Annotated in this window: 11 protein-coding genes; 7 read left to right on the top strand and 4 right to left on the bottom strand. The window is 71.4% G+C overall.

Annotated elements, in window-relative coordinates:
* Nucleotides 1–124: 124 nt before the first annotated feature.
* The 3 genes from AC061S_RS19850 to AC061S_RS19840 form a co-directional block, all read right to left on the bottom strand.
* Nucleotides 125–1,759, bottom strand: coding sequence for a peptide ABC transporter substrate-binding protein (locus AC061S_RS19850; RefSeq protein WP_478687293.1), 1,635 nt, complete (start codon nucleotides 1,757–1,759; stop codon nucleotides 125–127).
* A 440-nt stretch (nucleotides 1,760–2,199) separates the two neighbouring features.
* A complete protein-coding gene (gene typA, locus AC061S_RS19845; RefSeq protein WP_478687292.1) occupies nucleotides 2,200–4,104 on the bottom strand; it encodes a translational GTPase TypA in 1,905 nt (634 codons plus the stop codon).
* Nucleotides 4,105–4,422: 318 nt separating this feature from the next.
* The gene (locus AC061S_RS19840) at nucleotides 4,423–6,894 is read right to left on the bottom strand and encodes an ABC transporter family substrate-binding protein (RefSeq protein WP_478687291.1); all 2,472 of its coding nucleotides are present in this window, start codon (nucleotides 6,892–6,894) and stop codon (nucleotides 4,423–4,425) included.
* Between the two features lie 363 nt (nucleotides 6,895–7,257).
* Here AC061S_RS19840 and AC061S_RS19835 point away from each other — a divergent pair, with 363 nt between their 5' ends.
* The 5 genes from AC061S_RS19835 (at nucleotide 7,258) to AC061S_RS19815 (ending at nucleotide 11,506) form a co-directional block, all read left to right on the top strand.
* The gene (locus AC061S_RS19835; RefSeq protein WP_478687290.1) at nucleotides 7,258–7,488 is read left to right on the top strand and encodes a hypothetical protein; all 231 of its coding nucleotides are present in this window, start codon (nucleotides 7,258–7,260) and stop codon (nucleotides 7,486–7,488) included.
* A 96-nt stretch (nucleotides 7,489–7,584) separates the two neighbouring features.
* Complete coding sequence (locus tag AC061S_RS19830) at nucleotides 7,585–8,409, top strand: hypothetical protein (protein ID WP_478687289.1); 825 nt, start codon at nucleotides 7,585–7,587, stop codon at nucleotides 8,407–8,409.
* Nucleotides 8,409–10,322: a fumarate reductase/succinate dehydrogenase flavoprotein subunit gene (locus AC061S_RS19825; protein WP_478687288.1), complete on the top strand. Its 1,914-nt coding sequence runs from the start codon at nucleotides 8,409–8,411 to the stop codon at nucleotides 10,320–10,322. Before AC061S_RS19830 ends, AC061S_RS19825 begins: the two co-directional genes overlap by 1 nt.
* A complete protein-coding gene (locus tag AC061S_RS19820; RefSeq protein WP_389696423.1) occupies nucleotides 10,319–11,092 on the top strand; it encodes a succinate dehydrogenase/fumarate reductase iron-sulfur subunit in 774 nt (257 codons plus the stop codon). The genes AC061S_RS19825 and AC061S_RS19820 overlap by 4 nt, the downstream gene beginning before the upstream one ends.
* A gap of 84 nt (nucleotides 11,093–11,176) precedes the next feature.
* Nucleotides 11,177–11,506: a protein kinase domain-containing protein gene (locus AC061S_RS19815; protein ID WP_478687287.1), complete on the top strand. Its 330-nt coding sequence runs from the start codon at nucleotides 11,177–11,179 to the stop codon at nucleotides 11,504–11,506.
* Here the strand turns inward: AC061S_RS19815 and AC061S_RS19810 are convergent.
* Nucleotides 11,465–12,679, bottom strand: coding sequence for an RNA-guided endonuclease InsQ/TnpB family protein (locus tag AC061S_RS19810; RefSeq protein ID WP_478687286.1), 1,215 nt, complete (start codon nucleotides 12,677–12,679; stop codon nucleotides 11,465–11,467). The two genes, AC061S_RS19815 and AC061S_RS19810, sit on opposite strands and share 42 nt — an antisense overlap.
* Between AC061S_RS19810 and AC061S_RS19805 the strand changes: the two genes are divergently transcribed.
* On the top strand, nucleotides 12,654–14,666 hold the full coding sequence (locus AC061S_RS19805) for an outer membrane protein assembly factor BamB family protein (protein WP_478687285.1): 2,013 nt from the start codon (nucleotides 12,654–12,656) through the stop codon (nucleotides 14,664–14,666). The two genes, AC061S_RS19810 and AC061S_RS19805, sit on opposite strands and share 26 nt — an antisense overlap.
* Nucleotides 14,667–14,773: 107 nt before the next feature.
* The gene (locus tag AC061S_RS19800; RefSeq protein ID WP_478687284.1) at nucleotides 14,774–16,906 is read left to right on the top strand and encodes a TPM domain-containing protein; all 2,133 of its coding nucleotides are present in this window, start codon (nucleotides 14,774–14,776) and stop codon (nucleotides 16,904–16,906) included.
* Nucleotides 16,907–16,931: the final 25 nt, after the last annotated feature.

Here is a 16,931-nt window from a genome sequence, read left to right as displayed (position 1 = left end):
ACGCACGCGCGTGACGGTGTCGTCACTGCGTCGCGAAAGGGCCCCCCGGGCGCTGCATGTAGGCCCGGATGTGGGCCGGCTCCCCGCCGGCCCACATCCGTCGAAAGGAATTACGCGGTAGGACTTACTTCTTGACCTCGACCAGGTCGAGGATCGGGTCGCCGTCCTGGGCGTACTTCACGTTCTGGACCTTCTCGGAGTAGCCCGCGTTGACCTTGTAGTACCAGAGCGGGATGGAAGGCATGTAGTTGACGAGTTCCTTCTCGATGGCCTGGTAGGCCTTCACGGACTCGTCGAGGCTCGGGGCGGTGTCCGCCGCGGCGATCTTGGCGTCGAGCTCGGCGTTGGTGAAGCCACCCTGGTTGCCACCGGCGCCCGTACGGAACAGGTCGCTGATGAAGTTGGCGTTCACCGGGTAGTCGAGGACCCAGCCGGAGCGGTAGATCGACTTGACCTGCTTGGACTTGCGGGCCTGGAGGTCGGCCTGGAAGTCCGGCTTGGCGTCGCCGGTGCACTTGACGCCGGTGGACTGGGTGATGCTGCCGCAGACGGCCTCGACCCATTCCTTGTGACCGCCATCCGAGTTGAACTGGATGAAGATCTCGTTGTTCGGGACGCCGCCACCCTCGGCAATGAGGGCCTTGGCCGCCGCCGGGTCGAACTTGGTGACGTCACCGGAGCCGGTCGGCGTGTAGCCCAGGACGCCCTTGGCGACCCAGCCGGTCGCCGGCTCACGGGTGCCCTGGAGCACGGTCTTGGTGATGGTGTCGCGGTCGATCGCCTTCGACAGGCCCTGGATGACCTTCGGGTTGACCAGCTTCGGGGTCTTCCACTGGTCTGCGTAGAACGCGATGGCCAGCGTCTGGACGGCGGAGTACGCCTGGTCCACGGCGCGGTCACCGAGGTCGGCACGGTAGACCGGGAGGTCCTTCGGGCCGATGGTGCGCAGGACGTCGACGTTGCCCGACTTCAGGTCCTCGTAGGCGGTCTCGACGGTGGTGTAGTTCTTGAGGATCACACCACCGTTCTTCGCCTTGTCCTCGCCCTTGTAGTCGTCGAAGCGCGTGAGCTCGATCTGCTTCTTGTGCTCCCACGACTTGAACTTGTACGGGCCGTTGCCGACCGGCTTCTCACCGGCGGCCGCGGGGTCCGCGTAGAACGAGGCGGGCAGCGGGGAGAAGACCTCGTAGCCGAGCTTGTACCCGAAGTAGGGCACCGCGTTGGCGAGCTCGATGGTGAAGGAGTTCTCGTCGACGATCTTCAGACCCTCGAGCGCCTCGGCCGTGGGCTTGGCGCCCTCGGCCTCGGGGTGCAGGGCCTCGAAGCCCTTGATGTCGGCGAACCAGGACGCGTTGCCCTGCTTGTTGTTGATGTTCGCGGCCCAGTTCCACGCCTTGACGTAGGACTCGGCGGTCACCTTGGTGCCGTCGTGGAAGGTCCAGCCCGGCTTCAGCTTGACGGTCCACAGCTTGCTGTCGTCCGACTTGACCGACTCGGCGTTCACCATGACGAGCTTGCCGTCGGCGTCGTAGTCGACGAGCTGGGCGAACAGGCCCGACATGACGATCGAGCCGTTGGACTCCATCGTGTCGGCCGGCTGGAGGAGCTTCTCCGGCTCGCCCACCTCGATCGAGAAGATGCCGTTCGGGTCAACCTCGCCCTTGGCGCCGGCCTTCTCGCCACCGCCGCCACAGGCAGTCGCTGCCAGGGCGACGACAATCGCGCCCGCTACCCACTTGGCGCTCTTGGCACCGCGCATGGGTTTCCTCCTCATGAGTCCACTGTCTGATGTGAAGGACACAGGTGCGCTTCGCCGACACCCCTGACGGCGATAGGACCGGTGTCCCGAGTGTGCTCGTGAGTCGACGCTCCCCACAGCGTGTGACCCATTGACCCGAGCTCAATGGAGCCATCCTCAGGGACGCCCTGACCGTAAACCACACTTAAGTGGTCTCGTTTTCACAACATCGCACTACGGCTAAAACCCGAAATCCGGACAAACGGATAGGAGACAGACATGAACGAAACGGACTGTTAGCTCTTCTTCCGGAGTGTCACGGTCGGTATGCGGACACCGGACCGAAACAATCCGCTTGACAAAAGCGAACAGCCCCCTTCGTCACGGCGTGCGTGACGAAGGGGGCTGTTCACAAAAGCCCGTACCGGGCGGGACCCAGGTGTGACCCAGGTCCTACGCGACTACTTGCCGGACTTGGCGCGCGACGCGGAGCGCGAGCGCTCCTTCTGGTCCAGGACGACCTTGCGGATGCGGACGGCCTCCGGGGTCACCTCGACACATTCGTCGTCGCGGCAGAACTCCAGGGACTGCTCCAGGGAGAGCTTGCGGGGCGGCACCACGTTCTCGGTGTTGTCCGCGGAAGCCGCACGCATGTTGGTGAGCTTCTTCTCCTTGGTGATGTTCACGTCCATGTCGTCGGCGCGCGAGTTCTCGCCGATGATCATGCCCTCGTACACCTCCGTGCCGGGGTCGGTGAACAGGACGCCGCGCTCCTGCAGGTTGATCATCGCGAACGGCGTGACCGAACCGGCGCGGTCGGAGACCAGCGAACCGTTGTTACGGGTGACCAGCGGGCCGAACCACGGCTCGTGGCCCTCGTGGATCGAGTGGGCGATCCCCGTACCGCGCGTACCGGTCAGGAACTCCGTACGGAAGCCGATGAGGCCGCGCGACGGGACGACGAACTCCATGCGGACCCAGCCGGAGCCGTGGTTCGACATGTTGTCCATGCGGCCCTTGCGGATGCCCATGAGCTGCGTGACCGCGCCCATGTGCTCCTCGGGGACGTCGACCGTCATGCGCTCGACCGGCTCGTGCACCTTGCCGTCGATCTCCTGCGTGACCACCTGCGGCTTGCCGATGGTCAGCTCGAAGCCCTCGCGGCGCATCTGCTCGACCAGGATGGCGAGCGCGAGCTCACCACGGCCCTGGACCTCCCAGGCGTCGGGACGCTCGGTGTCGAGGACGCGGAGCGAGACGTTACCGACCAGCTCGCGGTCCAGACGGTCCTTGACCTGGCGGGCGGTGACCTTGCGGTCCTTGACCGCGGACTTGGCGTCCGCGCCCTTGCCGCTGCCGCCGCGGCCGACCATCGGGGAGGTGTTCGTACCGATGGTCATCGAGATCGCCGGCTCGTCGACCGAGATCAGCGGAAGCGCGATCGGGTTCTCCGGGTCGGCCAGGGTCTCGCCGATCATGATGTCGGGGAAACCGGCGACCGCGCAGATGTCACCCGGGCCCGCCACCTCGGCCGGCTTGCGGGTGAGCGCCTCGGTCATCATCAGCTCGGTGATGCGGACGTTCGACATCGTGCCGTCACGCTTGATCCAGGTGACGGTCTGGCCCTTGCGGAGCTCGCCCTGCTCGACGCGCACCAGCGCGATGCGGCCGAGGAAGTTGTCCGCGTCCAGGTTGGTGACGTGGGCCTGGAGGGGGGCCTCCTCGTCGTACACCGGGGCCGGGACGTGGGCCAGGATGGTGGAGAAGAAGGGCTCCAGGCTGTCGCTGTCCGCGGGGACGGTGCCGTCCTCGGGCTTGGTCAGCGAGGCCACGCCGTCACGGCCACAGGCGTAGACGATCGGGAACTCGATCTGCTCCTCGTCGGCGTCCAGGTCGAGGAAGAGGTCGTACGTCTCGTTGACGACCTCGTCGATCCGGGAGTCCGGACGGTCCGTCTTGTTGATGCAGAGGATGACCGGCATCTTCGCCTGCAGGGCCTTGCGCAGGACGAAGCGGGTCTGGGGCAGGGGACCCTCGGAGGCGTCCACCAGCAGGACGACGGCGTCCACCATCGACAGACCGCGCTCGACCTCACCACCGAAGTCGGCGTGGCCGGGGGTGTCGATGATGTTGATCGTGATCGGGGCCGACCCGTCCTTCGGGTGGTACTTCACCGCCGTGTTCTTGGCGAGGATCGTGATGCCCTTCTCACGCTCCAGGTCGTTCGAGTCCATCATGCGGTCGTCGAGGTGCTGGTGGGCGGCGAAGGCACCGGCCTGCTTGAGCATGGCATCGACGATGGTCGTCTTGCCATGGTCGACGTGGGCGACGATGGCGACGTTACGGATGTCGTGGCGCGTGGGCACTTCGGCGCTTCTCCCGGGATCGTGGATGGCGACGCGTACGGTCCGGCACGCGCGCCTCGACCGGGCGGAAAACCTGCCACGGCCTTACCCCATCGTACGTCGGCTGGAGGGAACCGCCTGCCGGGGGGTCTGTCAAGAGGCCGGACGACTGAGCGCGGCCGAGTCCTGGGTGGGGGGACCGGGCCGTAGGTGATGCCTGCAAACACGCGGGTCAACGGGTACGTACGACCTTGCCCGCCGGTGATCCGACGGGCAAGGGACTTGAGTCACATCTGAGCTTGCGGAGCCCCGCTCAACCCGGGATGCACCCGTTCGTCATCACTTCTTCGCCTTCTTGTCCTTCGCCGTCGCCGGCTTCTTCCAGCCGATGTCCTGGTAGCGCGGGGCCCCCATGCCGAAGGCGCCCGCGTTCGTGAGGCCCGGCTTCACTGCCACCAGCTCGGGGCGCTGGTAGAGCGGGATGGACCCGGCCGTCGCCCAGATCCGGGCGTCCGCCTTGCGCATCAGCTCGCGGGAGGCCGCCTCGTCCAGCTCGCCGAGCGCCTGGTCGAAGAGCTGGTCGATGTGGTCGGTGCCGACCCGGGTGTAGTTCTGTTCGACCAGCAGCGAGCCGTCGGCGGCCGGCTCCGGCTTGGCGAAGATGGGCCGGGCGTCGGTGGCCGGGTAGGCGGTCGCGGGCCACGAGTAGAGCGCCAGGTCGTACTGGCCCGAGGCGATGTGGTCCTTGAAGAAGCTCTCGTCGGCCACCTTGGTCAGCTCGGTCTGCACGCCGACCTTCTGGAGCATCTGGGAGATCCGCTCGCCGACCGTGCGCAGCGCCTCCGAGCCGGGGCCGGCCGGCAGGACGAAGCGCAGGGTGAGCGGCTTGCCGTCCTTGGCGAGCATGCTGCCGGAGGTGCGTACGGCCTGCTTGGCGGGGGTTGGCGCGGTGCTCGCCTGGTCCGCCGGTTCGGCGGCGGCCACGGCGTCCAGGGCCGGGCTGCGCTTGCCGTCGTCCACGGCGTCGGCCACGGCATCGGCCTGGGCGTCGGCCTGGGCGCGCAGGTGCTGCTCCTGGAGGGCCGCGAAGGGGGCCGGGGCGAGCACCGGGGAGGGGCGGCTCCGCCCGCTCGCGGCGAAGGCGTCGGCGTCGACGATCTCTCCGTCGGGGGCGGAGCGGCCGTACCGGCCTTCGGGCAGGCCGTCCAGGCCGGCCGGGTCCTCGGGGCCTTCGGGGCGGTCGTCGGGGTGGGCCGCGCGCAGGGCGGCCACGGCGGCCCGGGCGGCGTCGCCCGGCTTGCCGTCGTCGGTGCGGGCGCCGCTCTGCCCGTCGCCGTTGCGCTCGTCGTCCTGGCCGACGATGTAGAGGCCGTCGTTTCCGGTGCCCGGCCCTGACGGGGTCTTCGAGTCGTCCGTCTCCTTCTCGGCCTCCGGGCCCGCCTTCGCGCCCGCCGGCTCGGTGAGCTTGCCGCCGCGGCGCCAGCCGGCGTCGGCGAGCAGGGCCTGCGAGGCCTGGGTGTCCTGGCCGCCGAGGGCGTCGCTGTTGTCGGCGTACGCCTGCTGCCCGGCCAGCGCGAGGTGGCTGCCCACCGGCTTCGCGGGCAGGCCCAGCGGCTTCAGGACGATGTCTGCGAGCGCCTGGCGGTCCAGGGCGCGGGCCACGGCGCGGCGTACCCGCTCGTCGGCGAGCGGGCCGCTCGCGCCGTTCATGGCGAGCTGGGTGTAGGCCGGCTCCAGGGACTTGCGGACGGTGAAGCCGCGCAGGGCGGTCTGCTCCTCGGCGTACCGCTTCACCGCCTCCGCCTGCTTCTGGCGGGTGGCCTGCGCCTCCTTTGCCTTGTCCTCGTCCGCCCCGAAGGCGAGCGCCCACGACCGGGTGGCCTGCGCGGGGGTCACCGAGGCGGCCGGGCCGTGGGCCCCCGCACCCCCGGCGCCCTTGGCGGCCGCGCGGCGGGCCAGGGCGATCCGGTCGGCGCCGGTGCGGTCGATCTCCGCCAGGTCGAGCTTGCCGGCGGCCAGCGCGGCCGGGCGCTCGGAGCGGGGCACGGCGGTGAGGATCAGGGTGTCGAGCTTGGCGGGGCTGCCCCACCAGCGCGGGTTGCGGGTCAGCGAGGCCGTACCGGTCTTCTTGTCGATGGCGCCCAGCCCGAAGGGGCCCGCGGTGACCTTCAGGGCGCCCCGGGCTCCCTCGTTGAAGCTCTCCGGGGTGCCGGTGACCTGCTTGGGATAAAGGGGGCTGAAGAGGGAGCGCCAGTCGGCGTACGGCCTGACGAAGGTGACCTTGACCTCCAGGTCCGTCTTGCCGCGCTCGATCTTCTCGATCCGGTCGTAGCCGGCGTTGCGCGCCGTCCAGTACGCGGAGTCCTTGCCGTTCAGGGCCCGCCACTGGGCGACGAAGTCGGCGGCGCCGATCTCCCGGCCGTCGCTCCAGACCGCCTGCTGGTTGAGCTTATACAGGACGACCTGCTTGGGCTCCCGCTCTACGACCTCGGCCTTCTCCAGGTAGTCGGGATTGGCCACCGGCCGCCCCTTGCCGTCCAGCACGAACAGCTGGGGCAGGACCGCCCCGGCGATCCGGTTGGTGGTGGCGTCCGCATCGGCCTGGAAGGCGTTGAGCGTGCCCGGCATGGAGTCCACGGCCCACCGCAGCACCCCGCCGTCGGCGACCTTGTCGCGCGTGGCGGTCGCGATGTCCTGCCCGGCGGCGGCCGGGCCGCCCTCGTCTTCACCCGCGCCGCAGCCCGCGAGCAGCGGCAGTGCAAGAACTCCCGAGGTCAGGAGCGCCAAGGACCTGCGCCTTCTCTGGGACATGGGTGGTACCTCCGGGACGGGGCGTGGGGGGAGCCGTGAAAGGGGATGTTTTGATCACGTTCGGCGGTATATGGAGCTGATCACACTGGGTGCCGAAACCCACTGAAATCGACACCCCGCCGCACCCACCGCAGCCGACCCTCGCCACGCCGCGAACCCCACCCGTGCGGACCAATCCGGCTTGCGTTCCGAGCGGGCGTTCCCCCGTAAGAGGGATGAAAATGGGGGCAGGGAGGGGCGCACAGTTCGCGCCTGCGCGCCCGCAATCGCTGCACGTCCCTTCACAACCGGGGACGGGAGGCGCGACACTCTCAGGCGCACATGAGCGCTGCCACCGCACCCAAGCGGAAGTGAGGGCAAATCATGTCCCTGCAAGACGATTTGACCGCCGTACGGCGCAACCTGAACGAGCTGGTCCGCTCGGTGGAGCAGCTGGAGAGGGACGTCGAGAGCACGACCCGGCAGGCGCCGGCCGCCCCCCGGCCTCCCGGCGAGGGCGGAATGGTCAGCGTCCCGGACACCCCGTACGACAGCTCGCTGTGGACGGACGCCGACGACGAGGGTCTCGGCGCCCGCGACCGCCGCGCCCCCTGACCCACCCCTCCCGCACGCCCCACCGGGCCCGGTCACCCGCAGCGACGGCGGCCGGGCCCGGTGGGGCACCCCTCATCACTCCACCCGGAGTCCCTCTTGGCCACAGGCACCCAACCATCCCCACAGCGGCCCGGCGGCGTCCACGACGCCTCGCGGGCCGCGATCGAGGCCCGGCACCTGCGGACCGACCGGTGGTGGCTCTCCCCCGCCGGCACCGCGGCCGGGCTGCTCGCCTTCATCGTCTACTCGACCTGGCGGGCCTTCGCCAACGCCGACTACTACGCGGCGCCGTACGTCTCCCCCTTCTACTCCCCGTGCCTCGCGGAGAACTGCCAGGACATGCGCGGCGGCCCGAACCTCGACCTCTTCGGCAGTTGGTGGGGCCTGTCCCCCGCGCTGCTGATCCTGGTCTTCCCGCTCGGCTTCCGGCTGACCTGCTACTACTACCGCAAGGCCTACTACCGGGGCTTCTGGGCCTCGCCGCCCGCCTGCGCCGTCGCCGAGCCGCACGCCTCGTACAGCGGCGAGACCCGCTTCCCGCTGATCTTCCAGAACATGCACCGCTACTTCTTCTACGCGGCGCTGCCGGTCGCGGGCATCCTCACCTACGACACCGTGCTGACCTTCCGCGACGAGCAGTACGCGTGGGGCCACATGGGCCTCGGAACGCTGCTCTTCGTCGTCAACATCGCGCTGATCTGGGCCTACACGCTGTCCTGCCACTCCTGCCGGCACATCATGGGCGGCCGCCTCAAGCACTTCTCCAAGCACCCGGTGCGCTACCGCCTGTGGGGCTGGATCAGCAGGCTCAACACCCGCCACATGCAGCTGGCGTGGGCCTCCCTGATCAGCGTCGCCGCGTGCGACTTCTACGTGTACCTGGTGGCCAGCGGCGCCTTCTCCGACCCGAGGATCTTCTAGTGACCCAAGTCGAACGGCAGCAGTGGGACGTGGTCGTGGTCGGCGCGGGCGGCGCCGGGCTGCGGGCCGCGATCGAGGCGCGCGAGCGGGGCGCCCGTACGGCCGTGATCTGCAAATCCCTCTTCGGCAAGGCCCACACCGTGATGGCGGAGGGCGGGATCGCCGCCTCCATGGGCAACGTCAACGAGGGCGACAACTGGCAGGTCCACTTCCGCGACACCATGCGCGGCGGCAAGTTCCTGAACCAGTGGCGGATGGCGGAGCTCCACGCCAAGGAGGCCCCGGACCGGGTCTGGGAGCTGGAGACCTGGGGCGCGCTCTTCGACCGCACGCCCGACGGGAAGATCTCGCAGCGCAACTTCGGCGGGCACGAGTACCCGCGGCTCGCGCACGTCGGCGACCGGACCGGGCTGGAGCTGATCCGCACCCTCCAGCAGAAGATCGTGCAGCTCCAGCAGGAGGACTTCAAGGAGTACGGGGACTACGAGGCCCGGCTCAAGGTCTTCCAGGAGTGCACGGTCACGAGGGTCCTGAAAGACGGCGAGAAGGTGTCCGGGACCTTCTGCTACGAGCGCGAGACCGGGCGGTTCTTCGTCCTGGAGGCTCCGGCGGTGGTGCTGGCCACGGGCGGCATCGGCAAGTCCTTCAAGACCACGTCCAACTCGTGGGAGTACACCGGCGACGGCCACGCGCTGGCGCTGCTCGCCGGGGCGCCGCTGCTGAACATGGAGTTCGTGCAGTTCCACCCGACCGGCATGGTCTGGCCGCCCTCGGTGAAGGGGATCCTCGTCACCGAGTCGGTGCGCGGCGACGGCGGGGTGCTGCGCAACAGCGAGGGCAAGCGGTTCATGTTCGACTACGTCCCGGACGTGTTCAAGGAGAAGTACGCGGAGTCCGAGGAGGAGGGCGACCGCTGGTACGAGGACCCCGACCACAACCGGCGCCCGCCCGAGCTGCTCCCCCGCGACGAGGTGGCCCGCGCCATCAACTCCGAGGTCAAGGCCGGGCGCGGGTCCCCGCACGGCGGGGTGTTCCTCGACGTGTCCACCCGGATGCCGGCCGAGAAGATCAAGCGGCGGCTCCCGTCGATGTACCACCAGTTCAAGGAGCTGGCGGACGTGGACATCACCGCCGAACCGATGGAGGTCGGCCCGACCTGCCACTACGTGATGGGCGGCATCGCGGTCGAGTCCGATACGGCCGCCACCCTCGGGGTGCCGGGCCTGTTCGCCGCCGGTGAGGTCGCGGGCGGGATGCACGGCTCGAACCGGCTCGGCGGGAACTCCCTCTCCGACCTGCTGGTCTTCGGCCGCCGGGCCGGGCTGCACGCCGCCGAGTACGCGGCGCGGGACGCCCCGGCCGTCGGCGGGCGGCCCGAGGTGTCCCAGGCGCAGATCGACGCGGCGGCCGCGGAGGCGCTGGCCCCGTTCCACGCCGCCGAGGGCGCGGAGAACCCGTACACCCTCCACCAGGAGCTCCAGACGGCCATGAACGACCTCGTCGGGATCATCCGCCGCGAGGGCGAGATGGCCCAGGCCCTGGAGAAGCTCGCGGCCCTGCGCGTACGGGCCTCCCGGGCCGGGGTCGAGGGGCACCGGCAGTTCAACCCGGGCTGGCACCTGGCCCTGGACCTGCGCAACATGCTGCTGGTCAGCGAGTGCGTGGCCCGCGCGGCCCTGGAGCGCACCGAGAGCCGGGGCGGGCACACCCGCGAGGACTGCCCGGCGATGGAGCGCTCCTGGCGGCCGGTGAACCTGATGTGCCGGCCCGTCGACCCCGCTCCGTCGGACCCCGCGGCGGACCGGATCGAGCTGACCCGGGTGCGCACCGATCCCATCCGATCCGACCTGCTCGCGCTCTTCGAGAAGGAAGAGCTGGTCAAGTACCTCGCCGAAGAGGAGCTGTACGAATGAGCACCTACGATGCCGCGTTCCGGATCTGGCGGGGCGACGCGGAGGGCGGTGAGCTGCGCGACTTCACCGTGGAGGTGCACGACGGGGAGGTGGTGCTGGACATCGTCCACCGGCTCCAGGCCACCCAGGCCTCCGACCTCGCGGTGCGGTGGAACTGCAAGGCGGGCAAGTGCGGTTCGTGCAGCGCGGAGGTCAACGGGCGGCCGCGGCTGATGTGCATGACGCGGATGTCGACCTTCTCCCGCGAGGAGACGATCACCGTGACCCCGTTGCGGGCCTTCCCGGTCGTCCGCGACCTGGTGACGGACGTGTCCTTCAACTACCAGAAGGCGCGCGAGGTGCCCGCCTTCGTGCCGCCCGCCGGGGTGGCTCCGGGCGAGTACCGGATGCAGCAGATCGACGTGGAGCGCTCGCAGGAGTTCCGCAAGTGCATCGAGTGCTTCCTGTGCCAGGACACCTGTCACGTGGTGCGCGACCACGAGGAGAACAAGGGCGCCTTCGCCGGTCCGCGCTTCCTGATGCGGGTGGCGGAGCTGGACATGCACCCGCTGGACGCGGCGGCCGAGGCGGGCCTGGACCGCAAGCGCACGGCGCAGGAGGAGCACGGGCTCGGCTACTGCAACATCACCAAGTGCTGCACGGAGGTCTGCCCCGAGGGGATCAAGATCACCGACAACGCCCTGATCCCGCTGAAGGAGCGGGCCGTGGACCGCAAGTACGACCCGCTGGTGTGGCTGGGGAGCAAGATCCGGCGGCGTTCCGGCACATAGCCGCCCCCAGCTGTTCACTTGGCACGACAGAATGCCCCCTGAGCAACGTCGTTGACGTCATGTCAGGGGGCTTTCGCGGTGCGGGTGGGGGATCAGCTGGCGGACCGGTACCGCCTCGAACAGCGGCTCGGCAAGGGCGGCTTCGGCGAGGTGTGGCGGGCGCACGACACGGCACTGGAACGGGCCGTGGCGGTGAAGGTGCTCCTGGAGACGGCCATGTCCGACGAGGCGGTCGCCCGCTTCCGGCGCGAGGCCACCATCGGGGCGCGGCTCCAGCATCCCGGCATCACCGTCGTGCACGACGTGGGCCAGGAGGAGGGGCAGCTCTTCATCGTGGTGACTCCTCCCCCGGACGAATCCGGGGGCTTCTCGCTACGCCGTACCAGCGGTGCGACGGACCAGCCCGGCCCGTAGGACGTTGAGTGCTCCGACTGTGTCGGCGTGCGCCTGGTGGCCGCACAAGACGCAGTGGAACTTCTCCTGTGTGGGCCGGTTCTCCGCTGCGACGTGCCCGCATTCGGGGCAGGTCCGGGAGGTGTTGCGGGGGTCCACGGCGATCACTTCCCGTCCGGCGCTTTCAGCCTTGGCGTGCAGGATCGTCAGGAACACCCCCCAACCGGCATCGTTGATCGACCTATTGAGCCCGGCCTTGGCGGCGGCCCCATTGGGCAGGTAGGCGCCTACCTCGCGAGGGTCCGACTTCGGCGCGGGCGACCGGCGCATGTTTCGGATCTTGAGGTCTTCGTGCGCGATGAGATCGTGCGCGCGGACCAGGGCGAGGGCGGTCTTGTGCGCGTGGTCGAGCCGCTTACGGCGGACTTTGCCGTGCAGGGCGGCGACCTTCTCAACCGCACGGCGATGTTTGGCGGTGCGCTTGTCCCTGCGGACTCGCGGGAACCGAGCGAGGGCTTGCTGTGCGGACCCGAGCTGGGCGGCAGCGCGGCGGCCGTGACGTGGGTTGGGGACGTGCACGCCGTTCGAGTCGGTGAGGAACAACGCGATGCCAAGGTCGATGCCGACCACGCTGCCCGTCGACGGCAGGGGTTCGGGCTGGTCCTGCTCGGCGGTCAGCACGACGAACCACCTACGGCCCTCGCGCTTCACCGAGACCGTCTTGACCCTGCCGACCACGGCACGGTGCTGGTTGACCTTGACGTACCCGACACCCTGGAAGCGGACGCGGGTGACGGGGTCATGCGGGGTGGCGTGCCACCGGCAGCCGTCGCCGTCCTTCGGGAACTCCACCGAGTCGAACCAGCTCACGCCACGAAAGCGCGGATAGCCGGGAGCATCACCGGCCTTGACCCGGCGGAAGAACGCCGCGAACGCCTTGTCGAGACGACGAAGGGTGGCCTGTTGCGATGAGAACGACCACCGGCCCTGATGCTCCGGGTCGAACGCCCGGATGTCCTTAAGCTGCGCGGACTGCATCCCGTACTTGATGTTCGTCTTGGACCGGTGCCGGTAGGCGTCACGACGTTCCTGCAGTGCCCCGTTGTACAGCGAGCAGTGATCTCGGAGCATTTCGCCTAACGCGATCCTCTGGCCCACGGTGGGCCGCATGAGGAACTTGTACGCACGGATCATCACGGCCCCCTCACATCTCCGTATCAACCTAGCGGGGGCCACTGACAACGGGGGCCAGACCCGGGTCGCGCCCGAGCAGGCCGTCCAGATCGCCCGGGTCCACTTCGCGGACAGCCCGGCGGACAAACGGCTCCGGGCCCACATCGACACGGCCGTCGCGGCGGCCGATCCCGCCGGGGCGGAGCTGCAGTTGGCGCTGATACCGGACGCCGGGCAGCGCGGGGCCGCCACCTACGACATGGTGCTGGCCGTCGCCCCGCACAACGTGGCGGCGGCCCTGCGGCTCAGCGAGCGCATCGGCTCCGCCGGGGGCCGGCTGCTGGCGCTGTGCCAGGTGGCGCGCGACCGTTCGGGGGCCGGGGATCCGGCGGGCGGGGCCCGGGCGCTGGAGCAGGCCGAGGAGGAGCTGCCGCGGTTCCTGGAGGAGCGGGCGGCCTGGCTGCGCGAGGAGTCCGCGCACCACGCCGAGCAGGGTCGGCTCGTAGAGGCGGAGCGGCTGCGGAACCAAGCCGCCGCCCTGCTGGGCCGCCGGCCCGGGGAGGCCGCCGACGCGAAAGCCGACCACGCCCTGGCCTCGCTGGCCACGGCCCGGATCTACATCGAGCAGGACGCCGGGCCGCCGCTGGACCCGGCGGCGGCGCGGGAGTGGGCGGGCCGGGCGCGGAACCTGCCGGACCCCGGGAAGCGGGCCCAGCAGCTGGCCCTCGTCGCCCGGCTGTGCGTGGGGACGGGCCGGGCACCCTGGCTGGCGGAGGCCGCCGCCGCCGGGAGCCCGCCGCCGTCCGGGATCAGGGTCCTGGGCGGCCGGGACGCGGGGTCCGGGATGCGCACGAGCGGCCCGGGGCCGAAGCGTCGTCCCGAGCCCGGGGCCCTCGCCTGGCACACCGCCGCCCGGCCGGACGCCGCGTACGCGGCCGGCGCCCACGTGGTGTGGCGGTCGGGGACCGAGGTGGGCTGCGTACGGGCCGAGGAGGGCACGACCCGCTGGACGGCCCACTCCGACGAGGGCGTGGGCGCGGCCGCGCCGCCGCTGCCCGGGACCGGGCCGCTCCTGGTGTCCTGCGCGGCGGACGCGGCCACGGTGTACGTCGAGGTCCGGCGGGACGGCGTGCCCGGGGTACGGCTGCTCGCGCGCGAGCCGCGCGACGGGCGGGTGCGGTGGTGGCGAGACCTGCCCGGCACACGGCCGATGCCCGGCACACGGCCGCTGCCCGGCACCGGGCGTGCGGACCTCCCGGCCCTCCCCGGGCCGCGGCCGCTGCGCAGCGCCGGGCCGGTGCTGGTGCACGGGGCGCCGGGGGACCTGACCGCGCTGCGGGCGGCGACGGGCGAGGTGCTGTGGCAGCGCCCCGTACCCGACCCGACGACGCGCTCCCCCGCCGCGGTGGGCGACTGCCTGGTCCTCGCGGACGAGCTGCGGCTGCGGGCGCTGCACCTGCCGACCGGCCGCCCGGTGTGGTCCTTCCGGCGGTCCCGCCCCACGGCGCGCACGCTGCACGATCCGCGGCTGTCCGGGAGCGGACTCGTCCACCTCCTGGACGAAGGCGCGCTGCTGGCCCTGGACCAGGGTTCCGGCCGGGAGGTGTGGCGCCATGCGCTGGGCGCCCCGGCGGACGGGCTGCTGGTCGAACGCGGCACCGTGTACGCGGCCTCACACCGCCCGGAGGGCTGGGACGTGGTCCATGCGCTCGACGCGGAGACGGGCGCACTGCGCTGGCAGCGCCAGGCGGCCCGGTGCGGCGGTACGGGGTGCGGGCTGGACCTGCTGGGGCTGCGTCCGGGCGGCCTGTACGTGACGGTCCCCCAGGGCGGCCGTCGCGGTCTCCTCGGCCGCTCGTCGGACCCGTACGTGGCGGTCCTGGACCCGGCGTCGGGCAGACCGCGCCGGTACTGGGACCACCCGCCGCTGGCCACGGCCGACGCCCTGCTGATCGGCGACCACCTGGTGCTCTCCCGCCCGGAACTCACGGCGTACGGCCTGCCTTAGGGGGTGTCTTGCCGATCAGGCCGGGCTCGCGGCGTGACCGGCAAGACACCCCCTGGGGCGTGCGCCTCCGGGTGCGGGAGGCGTAAACCGCCCATACTCTCCCAAATGTGACTCCGCCGAGAAGCAGCACGAAGAGACGCATCACCGCCGAGATACCCGTCCGGACCGGCCTCGCCCTCGCCGCCGCGCTGCTCGCGCTCACCGGCTGGACGACGGCCGCCGCGCCGGCCGCCCGGGCCGACGATCCCGTCACCCTGTCCCAGCAGGGGCAGATCACCGACCGCGTGGGCGCCCTGGGCGACCGCAAGCCCGAGGTCACCGCCGCGCTGGACAAGCTGTACGCCGACCGGAAGGTCCAGCTGTTCGTCACGTACGTGCGCGACTTCTCCGACCGGTCCGCGCAGAGCTGGGCCGACGCCACCGCCCAGAAGAACGGCCTCGGCCAGAACGACGTCCTGCTGGCCATCGCCACCGGCGCCCGGCAGTACGCCTATTCGGCCGATGTCGACTCCGGATTCACCACGGAGCAGCTCGCGGCGGTCGCGCAGACCGCCATCGAGCCGGCCCTCAAGCAGAACGACTGGGCGGGCGCCGCGATCGGCGCCGCCAACGGCTACGACGCCGTCCTGGGCGGACTGCCCGTGCCGGTGCCGGCCATCGTCCCCGGCGAGGCCGACCCCGGAGGCGCCCCGGCGAGCGGCGGCGAGAGCGGCGCCGGGGACTTCGTCCTCCCGGTGGTCGCGGTCGGCGCGGCCGGCGCCCTCGGGGCGTACGCGTACACCCGGCGCAAGCGCAAGGCGGCGGGCGGCAGCGGCGGCTCGAAGACCACCGGCTGGTCCGGGCAGGGCCCCGCCGCCCTCCCGCTGCCGGAGCTGGACGCCAAGGCCAAGGCCATGCTGGTGGAGACCGACGACGCCATCCGCACCAGTACCGAGGAACTCGGCTTCGCCACCGCACAGTTCGGCGAGGAGGCGGTGGCGGCCTTCACCCAGGCGGTGGAGTTCGGGAAGGGCGAGCTGACGGCCGCGTTCCGGCTGCGCCAGCAGCTCGACGACGCGTACCCGGAGGACGACGCCACCCGCCGCCGGATGCTCGACGAGATCGTGGCCCGCTGCACGGAGGCGAGCCGGCGGCTCGACGCCGAGTCGGAGGACTTCGACCGGCTGCGGGACCTGGAGAAGAACGCCCCGCAGGCGCTCGCGACGGTGGAGAGCCACTTCCGCGCCCTGACGGGCCGTACGACCACGGCGGAGGCCACCCTCACGGCGCTCGGCCGCCAGTACGCGGACTCCGCGGCGGCGCCGGTGGCCTCCAACCCCGAACAGGCCAAGGACCGGCTGCTGTTCGCGACGACCAGCCTCGGCGAGGCGCGCGCCGCGATCGGCGCCGGCGACAACGGCAAGGCCGCCGTGCACGTCCGGGCGGCCGAGGGCGCCGTGGACCAGGCGGCGACCCTGGTCGACGCGGTGGAGCGGCGCGCGCAGGAGCTGGCGGAGGCGGCCGGGAAGCTGCCGGGCGCGCTCAACGAGACGGACACGGACCTCGCCGACGCGCGCGGGCTACTGACCGGCACCACCGAGGGCTCCTCGACCGCCGATCTGCGCGGCCGGATCAGCCGGGCGGAGGCCGTACTGGCCGACGTACGGCAGGAGCAGGAGGCCGGCCGGTACGACCCGCTGGACGCCCTGCGCCGCGTGGAGGAGGCCGACGCGGCCCTCGACGAGGCGCTGGCCGGGGCCCGCGAGCGGGAGTCGGGCCGGCAGCGGGCCGCGGCCCTGCTCGACCAGGCCCTGCTCACGGCCCGCAGCGCGATCGGCGCGGCCACCGACTACATCACCACCAGCCGGGGCGCGATCGGCAGCCAGGCCCGCACCCGGCTGGCGGAGGCCCAGCGCCACCTGGAGCGGTCCGCGTCCCTGGCGGGCTCGGACCCGGCGGGCGCGCTCGCCGAGGCCCAGCAGGCGGACTCGCTCGCGCGCCAGGCCCAGCAGTTGGCCGAGCAGGACGTACGGGGCTACCAGAACCCGTACGGCGGCGGACGGCAGCAGGGCGGCGGCATGGGAGGCGCGGTGCTCGGCGGGATCATCCTCGGCGAAATCCTCGGCGGCGGCCGCGGGGGCGGCTTCGGCGGCGGGGGCGGCGGCTTCGGCGGCGGCTTCGGCGGGGGCGGCGGACGCGGCCCCGGCTCCTTCGGCGGCGGCGGCACCCGCGGCCGCATGGGCGGCGGCGGCCGCTTCTGACCCACGCACTCCCTTCGCACGCGCT

Source organism: Streptomyces sp. CA189 (assembly GCF_056428985.1).
Note: the sequence above shows the minus strand (reverse complement) of the source record. Positions and strands in the feature narration are given on the sequence as shown.